The organism is Mesorhizobium salmacidum (SeqCode), assembly GCF_037179605.1.
GTDB lineage: Bacteria > Pseudomonadota > Alphaproteobacteria > Rhizobiales > Rhizobiaceae > Mesorhizobium > Mesorhizobium salmacidum.
The window spans coordinates 91614-105361 of record NZ_JAPYKS010000009.1; the positions used below are offsets into that span (position 1 = coordinate 91614).

The 13748-nt window shown below is 60.7% G+C and carries 13 protein-coding genes and 1 pseudogene; 8 read left to right on the top strand and 6 right to left on the bottom strand.

The genetic code is table 11. The features are described from left to right. Window positions 1-984 precede the first annotated feature (984 nt). Entirely contained in the window at window positions 985-2586 is a 1602-nt protein-coding gene (locus tag O7A60_RS14165; protein ID WP_337106840.1) for a hypothetical protein, read from the top strand. Between the two features lie 594 nt (window positions 2587-3180). Then, on the top strand, window positions 3181-3735 hold the full coding sequence (locus O7A60_RS14170) for a hypothetical protein (protein WP_337106841.1): 555 nt from the start codon (window positions 3181-3183) through the stop codon (window positions 3733-3735). A 102-nt stretch (window positions 3736-3837) separates the two neighbouring features. Here O7A60_RS14170 and O7A60_RS14175 read toward each other — a convergent pair whose 3' ends face one another. The 5 genes and pseudogenes from O7A60_RS14175 to O7A60_RS14195 form a co-directional block, all read right to left on the bottom strand. Continuing rightward, a complete protein-coding gene (locus O7A60_RS14175) occupies window positions 3838-5337 on the bottom strand; it encodes a recombinase family protein (protein WP_337106842.1) in 1500 nt (499 codons plus the stop codon). 63 nt (window positions 5338-5400) lie between these two features. Further along, window positions 5401-5946 (bottom strand): annotated as a pseudogene (locus tag O7A60_RS14180) (DNA-processing protein DprA); the annotation flags it as partial. Further along, window positions 5943-6530 (bottom strand): glycerol-3-phosphate 1-O-acyltransferase PlsY, encoded by a 588-nt coding sequence (gene plsY / locus O7A60_RS14185; RefSeq protein ID WP_337106843.1) that lies wholly within the window; start codon window positions 6528-6530, stop codon window positions 5943-5945. The pseudogene O7A60_RS14180 and the gene plsY, both read right to left, overlap by 4 nt. A 54-nt stretch (window positions 6531-6584) precedes the next feature. Continuing rightward, window positions 6585-7871 carry a dihydroorotase gene (locus tag O7A60_RS14190; protein WP_337106844.1) on the bottom strand — a complete coding sequence of 429 codons (1287 nt, stop codon included), beginning with the start codon at window positions 7869-7871 and terminating at the stop codon, window positions 6585-6587. Further along, entirely contained in the window at window positions 7868-8848 is a 981-nt protein-coding gene (locus tag O7A60_RS14195; RefSeq protein ID WP_337106845.1) for an aspartate carbamoyltransferase catalytic subunit, read from the bottom strand. The genes O7A60_RS14190 and O7A60_RS14195 overlap by 4 nt, the downstream gene beginning before the upstream one ends. Before the next feature lie 117 nt (window positions 8849-8965). Here O7A60_RS14195 and O7A60_RS14200 point away from each other — a divergent pair, with 117 nt between their 5' ends. From O7A60_RS14200 to O7A60_RS14210, 3 genes are all read left to right on the top strand, one after another. Continuing rightward, window positions 8966-10648 carry a DNA alkylation response protein gene (locus O7A60_RS14200; RefSeq protein WP_463146831.1) on the top strand — a complete coding sequence of 561 codons (1683 nt, stop codon included), beginning with the start codon at window positions 8966-8968 and terminating at the stop codon, window positions 10646-10648. Between the two features lie 135 nt (window positions 10649-10783). After that, window positions 10784-11332, top strand: a complete 549-nt coding sequence (locus tag O7A60_RS14205) for a hypothetical protein (protein WP_140711883.1) — start codon at window positions 10784-10786, stop codon at window positions 11330-11332. After that, window positions 11332-11673 (top strand): DUF6105 family protein, encoded by a 342-nt coding sequence (locus O7A60_RS14210; RefSeq protein WP_027142588.1) that lies wholly within the window; start codon window positions 11332-11334, stop codon window positions 11671-11673. The genes O7A60_RS14205 and O7A60_RS14210 overlap by 1 nt, the downstream gene beginning before the upstream one ends. Here the strand turns inward: O7A60_RS14210 and ruvX are convergent. After that, a complete protein-coding gene (ruvX, locus tag O7A60_RS14215) occupies window positions 11591-12097 on the bottom strand; it encodes a Holliday junction resolvase RuvX (protein ID WP_140505515.1) in 507 nt (168 codons plus the stop codon). The genes O7A60_RS14210 and ruvX overlap by 83 nt on opposite strands. Window positions 12098-12220: 123 nt before the next feature. Between ruvX and O7A60_RS14220 the strand changes: the two genes are divergently transcribed. The 3 genes from O7A60_RS14220 to gatC all read left to right on the top strand — a co-directional run bounded on the left by O7A60_RS14220 (window position 12221) and on the right by gatC (window position 13745). Next, complete coding sequence (locus O7A60_RS14220; protein WP_337106846.1) at window positions 12221-12928, top strand: metal-dependent hydrolase; 708 nt, start codon at window positions 12221-12223, stop codon at window positions 12926-12928. 24 nt (window positions 12929-12952) lie between these two features. Continuing rightward, the gene (locus O7A60_RS14225) at window positions 12953-13369 is read left to right on the top strand and encodes a hypothetical protein (RefSeq protein WP_337106847.1); all 417 of its coding nucleotides are present in this window, start codon (window positions 12953-12955) and stop codon (window positions 13367-13369) included. Between the two features lie 88 nt (window positions 13370-13457). Further along, a complete protein-coding gene (gene gatC / locus O7A60_RS14230) occupies window positions 13458-13745 on the top strand; it encodes an Asp-tRNA(Asn)/Glu-tRNA(Gln) amidotransferase subunit GatC (protein WP_015317757.1) in 288 nt (95 codons plus the stop codon). Window positions 13746-13748 lie beyond the last annotated feature (3 nt).

Consider the following 13748-nt stretch of genomic DNA (forward strand, 5'->3'; position numbering starts at 1 on the left):
TTCTTGTCTGAACGGGACAGTAGCCTCAGACGAACAGCAAATCATCACCGCAACACAAGGCGCCGCTAAGTTAGTCGGTCCCGCTGCGCTTCCGTCTGTGCCACCCCCGGCTGAACCCATAGCTCACCGCAGGAGCCCACAGCGCCACCTCACGCTCCAATGAGGCGTTGGTGGCAAGAAGCGCCTTCACAGCCTCTCGGGCATCCCCGCCGCAGGTTGCAATAACCTCGTTGGCCGCAAGCTCCCGGTCCATCGCGGGAGGATCGACTTGCTGTTGGTCGGCTGGCATCGTTCTGCCTCACAGGTATGTCTCACCATCGCCACGATGCTCGAAACAGAACCAATGCGGTGCCTGCTTCGGCTTCGCGAAGCCCCAGCCGGCATCCCTGCCGCAGCCAAGGCGCTCGCACCAATGATGTTGGATGCCCGGTGCCGTGATGTAATCCCGGCCTTGGAAGGCTGATTTCGTCACTCGCCATGAGGTCCACTTCGGTTACTCCAAACGCTGTTACTCCAAACGCTGTGTGCCCGCAGTGAACAAAATAGGAACAAAACTGTCAAGCGTGAATTGACTGAGGGAGGAATGAGTTCCTATTTTGGGCCATGCCCGACACAGGCGGACGACCGAAGCGCGGAGGCGCATGGAGGCTCAGCAATGCCCATGAAGTTGGGCAACTGGTGCTTGTCCGCTGCGGGCTCTGCAACGTCAAACGCTGGTATCAGCCGAGTGACCTGAGCGAGATCTTTGGCGACATGGAGGCCGAGCTAGTAGGGCACAAAATGAGTTGCGAACGCTGCGGCAAGAACGACTGCATGCAAGCCGAGGCGCAGAACCCGACCGCACGAGAACGGCAAGGCATCAGGGTTAGAAGGCTTGCTCAAATCAGAACAGTGCGGCGAGTTGTGTGGAGGGATGAGGACTGACCTATTGCCGACCTAACGGAATAGAATCTGTTACACACCCCAGACACGGAGGTTTGGTGTGTGGCCCAAAAGAGAAACATCGATTTAGCAGCGGCCCTTCCTAAGCTGCGGAAGAGTCTTGCCGACACCGACGATCCGGCCTTCTTGTGCATGATCTGGGCTATCCATGCCATTCAGGACAAGCGCGTACGGCAGGCCAACAAGTTCCTGAACCATCCGAAGGAAGCCGAGACGACCGACATAGGGTCCAAGTACGCGGCGTACAAATGGGACTTGGAAACGCTTATTACCCTTGATTTGAATACGCCGAAGGCGACGGGGATGATCAAGCGGGAGCGGTTGGACACGCGCGACTTCAATACTGTTGCTAACATCGTGAACCTGCTGCGCGCCGTCGAAGATCATGAAACTCCCGGACGTGTCGACGACACCAATGTATTGCTAGAGGTACACCGCATCGGCCACCGCCAGTTTGCTTGGCAGCGTGGGTTTGCCCGACCACGGGACATCTACCGATACCTTTACATCTACGGACAAGGTGAGTGTGCCGCCTACTTCCAGCAGACGTATGGCGTCTCCGTTATGGACTTCTTCACGGTTGCTTTCGGCCACTTCGGCTATTTAACCCAAGGTCCCTGGATGGAGCGCGTCCCCGACTTGCAAATCCTCAGGGTGTCTCAGGATGCGATCGACAAGAGCCTCAAGCTCCTCTCGGGAGACATCTGGGCGATCCGACGTGAGTCTAAGGCGCTCTTGAGCAAATTCGAGAAGAGCCTAGGGACCAGATTGCCGGTCATTTACCTACCAAGCTATCTGCGGGTCAAACCGATCATCCGTCGCGCCGTGGGGCTACGGGATCGATACATCGCGCCTCTGCCAGCACTCATTCTGCTGCGAGCGACAATGGGGTTGTACTACGACCTTCAAAATGGCGGTACGACCGTGACAAATGACGCGACGAAACGCTTCGAGGATTACGCGCGTCGATCTATCAAGGCGCATTGTCCAGACTTTGAACCCGCGCCAGCCGTGGAATACACCTACAAAAAGAACTCGGTTGAAACGCCGGACATCCTCCTGAGCCAAGGCGGGCGCATCGTAGCGGTCTTTGAATGTAAGGCCACAAAGCTCACTTTTGAAGCTCAGTATGGCGACGATCCAATAGAGAATGCGAAGAACGGGTACTCGCAGATCGCCAAAGCGATCTTCCAGCTTTGGCGATTCTTTTCACATGTCCGGCGCGGCATCGTCGCGCTTGACGTAACCCCCGATGCACCAGCCATTGTCCTCACCATGGACGCTTGGGGGCAGGTGTCGAGGGAACTCAGAGATACCGTAGTTGCCGAGGCGGAGAAGATCGCCGCCGCCAAGGAACCGGAGATTACCGAGGAAGACAAGCGGCGTCCCGTGTTCTGTCCCATTCAAGAGCTGGATGACATGCTTACGGTTTCGAACGAGGAACAATTGCTTGCGGCCTTCCGCGCTGCCACGGATGTGTACTACCAAGGCTGGAACATCGGGCACGTCCGAAGCGACGCCGTGCCGGAACTGGAAACGGAAAAGAGCTTCCTGTTCGACCTGGGGGAGTTCCTTCCATGGTGGAACGACATGCGAAAGCCTCGCGCGGTCGACAGAGATGCCGCCGTGGGTGTAGACGTCTAGCGCAAGCCGAGGCGCGCCGCGCCACTTCACGCCGACAGGTCTTTGCTTTTTTGTCTGGCATCCGTCGATAGGAAGCCACCAGACCCGGACTTTCACGGGATTAGTCGCCTTGCTCGGGGTTGTCCCGATGCTGGAGCCGCCCGGTTCCTCCCCGGTCTGGCCTTTGGTTCCGCTGTACGGGGCACAAAAGTCCCCTGCGCCGGGGAGTGCCCCCGGTCCCACTTGACCCGAAATGTCGTTTGGTGGCGCTGATATGATCGTCATAGCGGAACCACGCAAGAGGAAAAAACGCTGCAAAATCTTCAGCCTAGCGGCGCATTAGATAGAACATCTGGGGGAAAGGATGTTTAATCCCTTGCGGTCCCAATCGGCACAAAGGGTTGCTCGGCGTATGTGGGGATTGGTGAACCGGCTGTGACAATCCAAGTGACAATTCGGGTTACAGAAAAAGTTGCGAGGAGGGCACTTATGTTGCTTCGAGGCCACAGGTTCCGCTACCCTTCGCCAGGACAGGCGACCCGATTCGCCGCGCCCCGCGCCAAGATCAAGGTGTGGTGAGCTTCCGAGCTAACAGCCTTTTGGCGAGAGAACGCATTGGACAAGATCGACCTGCGGTTTGATACCTTGACGATGTCGCACCAGGCGGACGCGAGCCGCCTCATCGCCGCCTTGCGCGGTGAGGACGATATCGGCGCGGTTATCCGGTGCCATTTCGAGGTCGAACGCGCGGCTGAGCATGCCCTTGATGTCATTACTGTGGGTAGGTTTAAAGTCGCACGGGCAGACTATCTGTACGATAAGCTCAACGTCTTGGAAATGCTTGGCGCCCCGAAGGCGTACCTAGAGCCGGCCCGCCTAATGAACAAACATCGGAACGCGCTGGCCCATAAAGGCATCGAACAGATCACGTCCCAACAGGAAGCGGAATACACTGCTGCTGTGAGGGAGGTATTTCCGCAATACACTGAGGACTTTCGGCTTCAGGCTACCAAAGGGACCGAGTGGTCGTTCGACAAGTTGTATAAGGATAGCTCCACGAGGGAGCGGTACGTCTGGTCAACCAGTTTGGTGATACCGATGCTCAGCGAATTGCCGCAGTTCATGGCGAAATACTTCGCTCTAGCCACCGCCCGTTCCGCTAGTAGTTGAGGGGCTAAGCGCCTTCTCCAGGGCGCGCTTGGCAACCTCCAGCAGCACCATGGGCGGGCGGGTGGGGTCGAACGCGCGCGGCATGATCTAACGCCTTCGCGGCTATTCGGAAGCGGCGTCGACAGAGGCGTTTCTGTCGAAGAAGGCTACAGAAATGTGCAGAGTGCCCTCTTCGTCGGTGTTCAGGTTAATACGCTCAATGAGGTCGCCAATCAGCCTCCGAGCTTCCTTACGGTCCGTCTTGGCAAGTCTCTGAATTTCTTCGGCGTACGCATCTAGCTCCTCAGCGGTCGCGTCTGCCACTGAGGTGTGACGGGCCATGGCCTCACGTGCGCCTCTTAGCTCCTTTTTCTTTAGGTCGATGTTCTTCGATAGGGCATCAGCCTGAGCAAGAAGAACCCTGCGAACGTCGGATGTGTCGGCCTCGGCTATCCCATCGAGAACATTCCTCTGTTTGAACTCCAAGGCCTTTATGGCGTCTTCAATTTCGCTGGCTGGGTTACCCGCTGGTGAGGCTTTTGCGTCGTCTCGATCCATCACGGCAAGGAACCCAATTTGTTCCACCAACATCCGTTCGAGTTCGTCATACTTCACGTTCGGTTGGTTGCAGTTCGTCCGCCTCAGGGCCTTTCCGCTGCAAACTAGGTAGCTGAAGACCTTTCCGCTAAACCGTGAGGATGTCATGTTCATCGTGGACCCGCATTGACCACACCGTAGGAGCCGTGGAAATAGGTTGCGGGTGCTGTCGGCTTGGGAGTTCCTATGGCGCGACCGGTGTTGGTGCTGGATAGCGAGCCATTCTGTTTCGCTGATCAGCGGCGGGAAGTAGTCGCGTATCTCTTCCCCTTTGAGCACAAGTGAGCCATAGGCGGCAGGTGACTTCAGAACGTCTTGAACCATCGACTTGCCCCAAGTTCCTCCGCGTGAACTTGGAATACGCCCCTCGTTCAGGCGATTGGTTATGGCTGCCTGTCCAGCCCCTTGCCTAGCCAATCCAAACACCAATCGAGCGTCCTCAACTCTGTCGTTGAACTGCTGGGTCTTCTGGTCGATCCAGAAAGGGACCTTAGACACCCTTACGCGACCGCCTTCCTTTGCCGCCTTGACCCTTCCAACCCAAGAGCTACCGACCCTGAAGGATATCTTGGCGCTGAAATCGTAGGCCGCTTGCATGGCCATAAGGGACATCATGAGGTTAGAGAAGTTGTCGTCATATCCCTCCGCTGTATGAACCCGCTGGTCAGTGAGGGTCACAAGGGTCAGCCCGGTGTCCAAGAGCCCAAGGAAGTACCGAATAGCCTGGGTGGGCTTCACGCGGGTTATGCGGTCGATGTTCTCAACGATTAGGACAACGTCCTTCGCTATCTTCCCACTCTTCACGTCGGTGACGAACTTGCCGAGGCTGGCTTCAAGGTTTGCGCCCTTGAAGGCTGATACACCGTCATCGACCAGAGCGAGGTCTATAGTCAGGCCGTAGGTTGCACAGAACTCTTGCGCGTTCTCCGTCTGTCTGCGGAGGCTGTCGCCCTTTGCCTGTCGCCCCGACGACCAGCGCGCGTAGCTAATAGCCTTCCTTCCCTTGAGGTCGCGCGGCTGTAGCATGTGTGTTCTTCCCTTCGGCTGGGGTTACCGGACGGGGGATATCACTATGTACACTGACCGTCAAGGCAGGTCGAGGCCGCCGGCGAGCACTCCGACCGTACCGGTCAAGAGACTGCCCTGATGCGCCGCTGTATCGATGCCGCGCGCCAGGCCGGAAATGATGCCGTAGCCCTCTCTTGCGAGATCGGCTGCCAGCATGCGCGCCATCTTGATGCCGGCAAGCGACGCGTTGCGGGCGCCGACAATCGCGACCCCCGGCAATCGGAACACCGCGGCGTTACCCTTGACCGCCAGCAGCGGCGGCGGATTGTCCATGCTGCGCAGCAGCGGCGGATAGTCTGCCTCGCCGATGCCGACAAAGCGTGCACCGATCCGCCTCGCGGCCTCCATCTCGGCCTCGGTTTCGGCAACGGAAGGGATGCGCACGATCCGGTTGGCGCCACCGGAAATCATCAGTTCCGGCAGCATTTCCAACGCGACCTCGGCCGAACCGAAGCGGTTGATCAGGTCGCGAAAAGAGGCCGGGCCGACATTCTGGGTGCGGATCAGCCGCAGCCAGCTTAGCCGCTGGCGATCGGTGAGACGCGGCCCGGCGGCCGGTTCGCTCACCCCTTGGCTCCGATCTTGCCTTCGGTGCCGGCAATCAGCCGCGAAATGTTTTCCCAGTGTTTGATGAAGACAATGATGCTCATGACCACGAACAGCACTGCAATCCGCGGTGTGCTCATGAAATACAGGGCGATCGGGACGACGACGGCCGCAGCCAGCGCTGCCAGCGAGGAGAAGCGGAACAGAAAAGCCATCACCAGCCAGACAATGGCGAAGATCAACGCCACCTGCCAGGCAAGGCCGACCAGCACACCGAGATAGGTCGCGACGCCCTTGCCCCCTTTAAACCTCAGCCATGCCGGAAACAGGTGGCCCAGAAAGGCGCCAAAGCCAGCCCAGACCGCCGTCTCAGGCGCGAAATGGCCTGCTATCAGCACGGCGGCCGTGCCTTTCAGCGCATCGAGCAGCAAGGTCGCGGCGGCGAGGCCCTTGTTGCCGGTGCGCAGCACATTGGTGGCGCCGATATTGCCGGAGCCGATCTTGCGTACGTCACCAAGGCCGGCCGCGCGGGTGAGCAGCAGGCCAAACGGAATTGAGCCCAGCAGATAACCGAACACCAACGCCAGGATCAGGCCGTAAGTCATTGTTTCCCCCGCATTGTCCACAACCATGCTCGATGTGGCATGGTTGCCGCCGGCTCAGGCAGAAAATACTGTGCGGCCCGCCACCAGCGTTTGCAAGACCTTGCCTTGCAGTCGTGCGCCTTCGAAGCAGGTGTTTTTCGAGCGCGAGCGGATGCCGCTTTCACTGACAATCCAGGGTTCATCCAGATCGACGAGCGCGAGATCGGCTACCGCGCCCGGCTTCAGTGTGCCGCCGGGCAATCCAAACAGCCTCGCCGGCGCGGTGGACAAGGTTTCGATCAGCCTGAGCAAAGGCACGTCGCCATTGTGGTAGAGCCGCAAGGCCGCCCCAAGCAGGGTTTCGAGGCCGATGGCGCCGGCAGCGGCGTCAGCGAAGGGCAGCCGCTTGGTGTCGACATCCTGCGGATCATGCGAAGAGACGATGACATCGATCGTTCCGTCCTTCACCGCCTCGATCATAGCCAGCCGGTCTTCCTCGGCGCGCAGCGGCGGCGTCAGGCGGAAGAAGGTGCGGTACTCGCCGACGTCGTTTTCATTGAGCGACAGATTGTGGATCGATACGCCCGATGTCACGGCCGCGCCGTCAGCCTTCGCCCGCGCCATGGCGCTTGCCGCCATTGCCGTTGAGATCTTCGCGGCGTGGTACGAACCGCGCGTCAGCCGCGCCAGCGCGAGGTCCCGCTCGAGCGGGATGGATTCGGCTTCACGGGGAATGCCGGAAAGACCGAGCCAACTGGCATACAGGCCTTCATTCATGACGCCCGAGGACCCAAGGTCGGCATCCTGCGTTTCATGGACGATGGTGGCGCCGAAATCGCGCGCGTAGGTCAGCGCGCGGCGCATCACCAGCGCGCTCGATATGGTATGCCGCCCATCGGTGAAGGCGACCGCACCCGCCTCGCGCAGCAGGCCGAACTCCGTCATCTCGCGCCCGTGGAGGCCCTTGGTGATGGCGGCGGCCGGAAAGATGTTGACGACGGCCGTATCCTTGGCGGTGCGCAGCACGAATTCGACCAGCGCCACATTGTCGATCACCGGGTCGGTATCGGGCATCATGACGATCGACGTCACCCCGCCCGCGGCCGCGGCGACACTCGCCGAAGCGATGGTTTCGCGATGCTCGCCGCCCGGCTCTCCGATGAAGACGCGGCCATCGATCAAACCTGGCATGATCGCCTTGCCGACGCAGTTGATTGCCGTGGCGCCGTCGGGGACGCCCTGGTTCAGCGCTGCCTTGCCAGCGGCAACGATTTTCTTGCCATCGATTATGACCGAGCCGACTTCGTCGATGCCGCGCGAAGGGTCGACGATGCGGGCACGTTCAAAGACCGTGATGCTCATGCGCCGCGGCCCCCTTGATTGCGGCCCTCTTGATTACGACGGGGATCGAGCAGCGCTTCCATCACCGCCATGCGCACGGCGACACCCATTTCCACCTGCTCCTGGATGACGCTTTGCGGGCCGTCGGCGATTTCGGAGGCGATCTCGACACCTCGGTTCATCGGGCCGGGATGCATGACCAGCGCGTCGTCCTTGGCCGCTTTCAGCTTCTCGGCATCCAGGCCGAAATAACGGAAATATTCGCGCACCGACGGCACGAAGGCGCCCTCCATGCGCTCGCGCTGCAAGCGCAACATCATCACCACATCCGCGTCCTTGAGGCCTTCCGCCATCGAGCGGCAGACGATGACGCCCATCCTGTCGATGCCCGAGGGCAACAGCGTCGAGGGCGCCACCACGCGGACCTGTGCGCCGAGTGCGTTGAGCAGCATGATGTTGGAGCGCGCCACGCGCGAATGCAGGATGTCGCCGCAGATCGCCACGATCAGCTTCGACAGCGGACCCTTGGCGCGGCGGACGGTGAGCGCGTCGAGCAGCGCCTGTGTCGGGTGTTCATGCGCGCCATCACCGGCATTGACCACCGAGCAGCCGACCTTCTGCGCCAGAAGGGCCGCCGCGCCCGCCGACTGATGGCGGATGATCAATATATCGGGCCGCATGGCGTTCAGTGTCATCGCGGTGTCGATGAGCGTTTCGCCCTTTTTCACGGAAGAGCTCGCCACCGACATGTTCATGACGTCGGCGCCGAGCCGTTTTCCGGCCAGTTCGAAGGACGACTGCGTGCGGGTCGAGGCTTCGTAGAAGAGGTTGATCTGGGTGCGGCCGCGCAGCGTCGAGGTCTTTTTCTCGGACTGCCGCGAGATCGCGACCGCCCGATCCGCCCTGTCGAGCAACAACTCGATGTCGGCGGGCGAAAGATCGCTGATGCCCAGAAGATGGCGGTGAGGATAGAATGGCAGGGACGAAGCGTCGGTCATCTCAAGGGGCTGCTATAGGGTGCGGATTTCGCGCCCGCAAGCACCCGCTTTGGATTGACGCCGTTCTCCCCGGTATTTTCGTCGCGCGCGCGGCAACGCTTGGGCTATATCTAGCCGATGGCCTCGGATTCGAGGCTATCCAACGATAGGGCCTTTCTAGAAGGATTGGGCGTGACCGACGACGTGACGAACCAGCCGCCGCCGCTGACGGGCGGCAACGCCTGGCGAGGCGATCCGTTGCTGATCCAGCTTGCCGAGCGCTTTTCGGATCCGGTGCGCAAGGATCTCGACGGGCTTGGCCGTTTCGTGCTCACGCAAGAAGCCCAGGAACTGGCGCGCCTCGCCAATGTCGAGACACCGAAACTCAGGACCCATGATCGCCAGGGGCGGCGCATCGACCTGGTCGAATTCCATCCCGCCTACCACGCCTTGATGCGCCGTTCGGTGGCCAATGGCCTGCACTCTTCAGTCTGGGAAAATGGCGACGCCGAGATTGGCCGCCGCCATCAGGTGCGGGCCGCCCGTTTCTACCTGACCGCCGAGCTCGAGACCGGACACCTCTGCCCCATCACCATGACCAGCGCCTCGCTGGCGGCGCTGATGGCCAGTCCAAAACTGTTTCGCGAATGGGCGCCGCGCGTAACGACGCGCAAATACGACCAGAGCCAAAAGCCGCCGGTCGAGAAGACCGGGCTGACGCTCGGCATGGGCATGACCGAGAAACAGGGCGGCACGGATGTGCGGGCCAATGTGACCAGGGCGGAACGCGTCGGAAGTGGGTTCTACCGCCTGACGGGACACAAATGGTTCATGTCGGCGCCGATGTCGGATGCCTTCCTGGTGCTGGCGCAAGCGCCGGAGGGGCTGTCGTGCTTCCTGGTGCCGCGCGTGCTCGGCGATGGGTCGGGCAATGGCTTTCGCTTCCAGCGGCTGAAGGACAAGCTCGGCAACCGCTCCAACGCGTCTTCCGAGGTCGAGTTCGTCAACGCCATCGGCGAGATGGTCGGCGAGCCCGGCGCCGGCGTCAAGACGATCATGGACATGGTGACGCTGACCCGGCTCGACTGCGCGGTGGCGTCTTCGGCGATCATGCGGGCGGGGCTGGCCGAAGCGATCCATCATGCTCGTCATCGCCAGGTGTTCGGGACCAACCTGATCGAGCAACCGCTTATGCAGCGGGTGCTGGCCGACATGGCGCTCGATGTCGCCGCGGCGACCGCGCTCTCGTTCCGGCTGGCGCGTTCCTTCGACGAGGCGGCGAGCGATCGCGGCGAGGCGGCGTTCGCCCGCGCCATGACGCCGGTCGTCAAATACTGGGTCTGCAAGATCGCGCCGCCGCTGCTTTATGAGGCGATGGAGTGCCTTGGCGGCAATGGCTATGTCGAGGAAGCTCCGCTCGCGCGCTATTACCGCGAAGCACCTGTCAACGCGATCTGGGAAGGATCGGGCAACGTCATGGCGCTCGATGTGCTGCGCGTGCTTGGCCGCGCCCCGGGCCTTTTCGAGGAGGTGCTGGGCGGCATCGACCGCGACCTCGGTGCCGGCGGACGCGGCACGGTCGGTGTTCTGAAGGCGGCCATGCAGGTCGCTTCGACCGACGAGGGCTCGGCCCGGCTGCTGACGGAACAGCTTGCGCTGTCGGCGGCGGCGGCCGAGTTGCGCCGGCTGGGGGCAGGGCGGATCGCCGACGCTTTCGTCGAGACGCGGCTCGCGGGCCAGTGGCGCAATACCTACGGTATGCTCGATTCTCGTCACGATGCGCGCATGATCATCGATACGCTATATCCGCCGGTGAATTGACGGCGATGCCACTCATCATCCGAGGGCGTTGCCGGAATCTTCATCGGCCCAGCCGCCGTTAACCTTAACAAATGGTTTCCATTGCGGCAGCGCACCGCAAAGCCCACTGTCATTCCTGTCGAAGCAGGAATCACGATGCGACACGTATTGACCTCCTTTCTGTCCGTGCACTGGGCGATCGTTTTCGGCCTGCTCGCGCTGATCTGTATCGATGGAAATCGAGGTGTGGCGGCGGCTCTTGGGGTACTCGGGGTGGCCGTCGAGAGCGCCCGATTGATCAATCTCGAGAATATCGTCGTGGTCGCTCCGCTGGCGACCGCGTTGCTGGTCGTGGCGGTGCTGTTCTTCTGGGCCTTTGTCGATACGCTGATCAACGACGCGTCCAGCCCGGGCGCCGACAGCGTCATTCGCATCGCCTTTATTTCAGCTTCCGGCGTGATGTCGATGATCCTGATCGGCGGCGCGGCCCAAGGCATCAACGGTCTGTTCATGGTTGTGGCCGTGCAACTGGCCGCACTTCTGGCTTCCTATGTCGCGATGCTCGCCGAACGGCGTTCGGTAGCTGCGTTGGATGAGGACGAATTCCACGCCACGGCGCACAGCATGGCGAAGGCCGCGGCGCATAATTCACTGCTCTCCCTGATATCGGGCCGGACCGGCTCGAACGGCAAGGGAGGTCGCTGATGCGCTACATCTTCGCGTTGTGGGCGGGCCCGATGGCGCTGTTCTGGGGCTGGTTCTATCTGTCGGCCAACGACATGAATTTCGGCTACGTCATGCTCAGCCGGCAGATGCACGACTTCTTCTTCCAGCTCTATGGTCAGATACTCGGTATCGATCCAGCGATCATCCCCGGTATGGTGGCCAAGACCTGCATCTTCGACGGTTTTCTGCTTATGGCGCTGTGGGCGTTTCGCCGCCGCAGTGAAATCATCGGCTGGATCAGGCAGAGGTCGGTGGTTCAGGTTCCCTTCGATCGGCTGCATCGAGCGACTGAAGCCGGTCCAAAACTCCCTGCAGAATAAAGGCGGCTGCCGCCGAATCGATCTTGCCGGCGCGTTTGGCGCGCGAGAAGTCCATTTCGATCAGCGTCCGTTCGGCCGCGACCGTCGACAGCCGCTCATCCCAGAACACGAAGGGCAGGTCACTCAGCTGCGCCATGTTGCGCACGAAGGCGCGCGATTTCTGTGCGCGTGGGCCTTCCGACCCGTCCATGTTGATCGGCAGCCCGATCGCCACCGCACCAACATTCTCCTTCTCTAGCAACGCCAAAAGGACGGCGGCATCGAGCGAGAATTTCTTTCTGAGGATGACCGGGCGTGGATGAGCGAAGGAGAAACCCCGGTCTGAAACAGCGACGCCGATCGTCTTGTCGCCGAGATCGAGCCCCGCCAAGGTCTTGCCATGGGCGAGCCGTGCCGGCAATTGCTCAATCGTGATGACAGCCAACGGTTTTCCTCGTCTTTTCGGCGCCACGCGTCTTTTCGGATGCGCGGCGGACACTATACCCTTTGATATCTGGGCTATCGGCGTTCTATCGTCTGGCTCGGCAAAAATCGAGGAAATGCATTCATGAAACTGACCTGGTACGGCCACTCGGCCTTCCGCATCGAAACCGGTGTCGCGAAAATCCTGATCGACCCTTATCTGATCGGCAACCCATCCTGGACGGGCGATTGGGAAGGGCCGGCCGAAGGGATCACGCATGTTCTTTTGACACACGGGCATAGCGACCACATCAGCGGCGCGCTGGAAGTGCTTGGCAAGAGCGGCGCCCAACTGGTCGCCAATTTCGAGATCTGCATGTACCTGGTCGGCAAGGGCGTCAGCGACAAGAAGATCAATCCCGGCAATATCGGCGGCACGGTCGATTGCGGCGGCTTCACCACCACCTTCGTCCAGGCGCTGCACTCTTCCTCGTTTGGCGAAGAGGGTGGCAAGAACGTCTATCTCGGCAATCCGGGTGGGCTGGTTCTGCATTTCCCGGAAGACAAGACGCTCTACCACATGGGCGATACCGACATCTTTTCCGACATGGTGCTGATCAACGAGCTGCACGAGCCGAAGATCGGTATAGTTCCGATCGGCGACCGCTTCACCATGGGCGGCGCGGTGGCAGCCCTTGCCTGCCGCCGCTTCTTCAAGTTCGACACGGTTATCCCTTGCCATTTCGGCACGTTTCCGATGATCGATCCGACGCCTGAGAAGTTCGAAGCCGGCATGGAAGGTTCCGGCGTCAAGGTCGCATTGCCGAAGATCGGGGAAACGATTACCATCTAAAAACAACCAAAGCGGAACAAATCCATGGCGTTGGGGCGATCTCTTTGCGTGTCGATGTTTGTCGCGGCGTCGCCCGCGCTCGCCGCGGATGATTTCATCGAAGGCGTCTATCTCCAGTCCGAGGAACTTTGCGTGCAGGCTAAAAAGGACACGCTGCAGACGCTTGTCGATGCCGGCAACACCGTGCTTTCGAAGAATGGCCTGCAAGGCGTGGAATACAATTGCGAGTTCGTGCAGGTCAGCAAGGCGACGCGCTCGCCGAGCTGGGCGGTGACCGCCATCTGCCAGGAACCGGGCTATGTCTTTCCCGATGTCCTGTCGGTGACGCGGATCAGCCCGACGCAGCTCGATCTCGTCTCGGTCCGGCCCATCGACGATGAGAGCGAGGCGAGCGGTAACAGCGGCAGCTATTATCTGTGCGAAGGCGTTGACCTGCCATGAAGCTGTTTGCCCGATTGTCGGCCGGCGCATGTTGCGCGCCGCGCGCCGCGCCGCTATAGCGCGGACTGGTTTTTCCCGAGGCGAATACATGTCCGTTGATGTCAAGACAGTGAAGCGCGTCGCGCATCTCGCCCGCATCGCAGTGAGCGAGGAAGATGCCGAGCGCATGACCGGCGAGTTGAACGCCATACTGGGCTTCGTCGAGCAGTTGAACGAGGTCGATGTTTCCGGCGTCGAACCAATGACCTCGGTGACGCCGATGGAGATGAAGAAGCGCGGGGACGTCGTCACCGACGGCAACAAGGCGGCCGACATTGTCGCCAATGCACCGGCCACCGACGAGAATTTCTTCCTCGTGCCGAAGGTCGTGGAGTAAGGC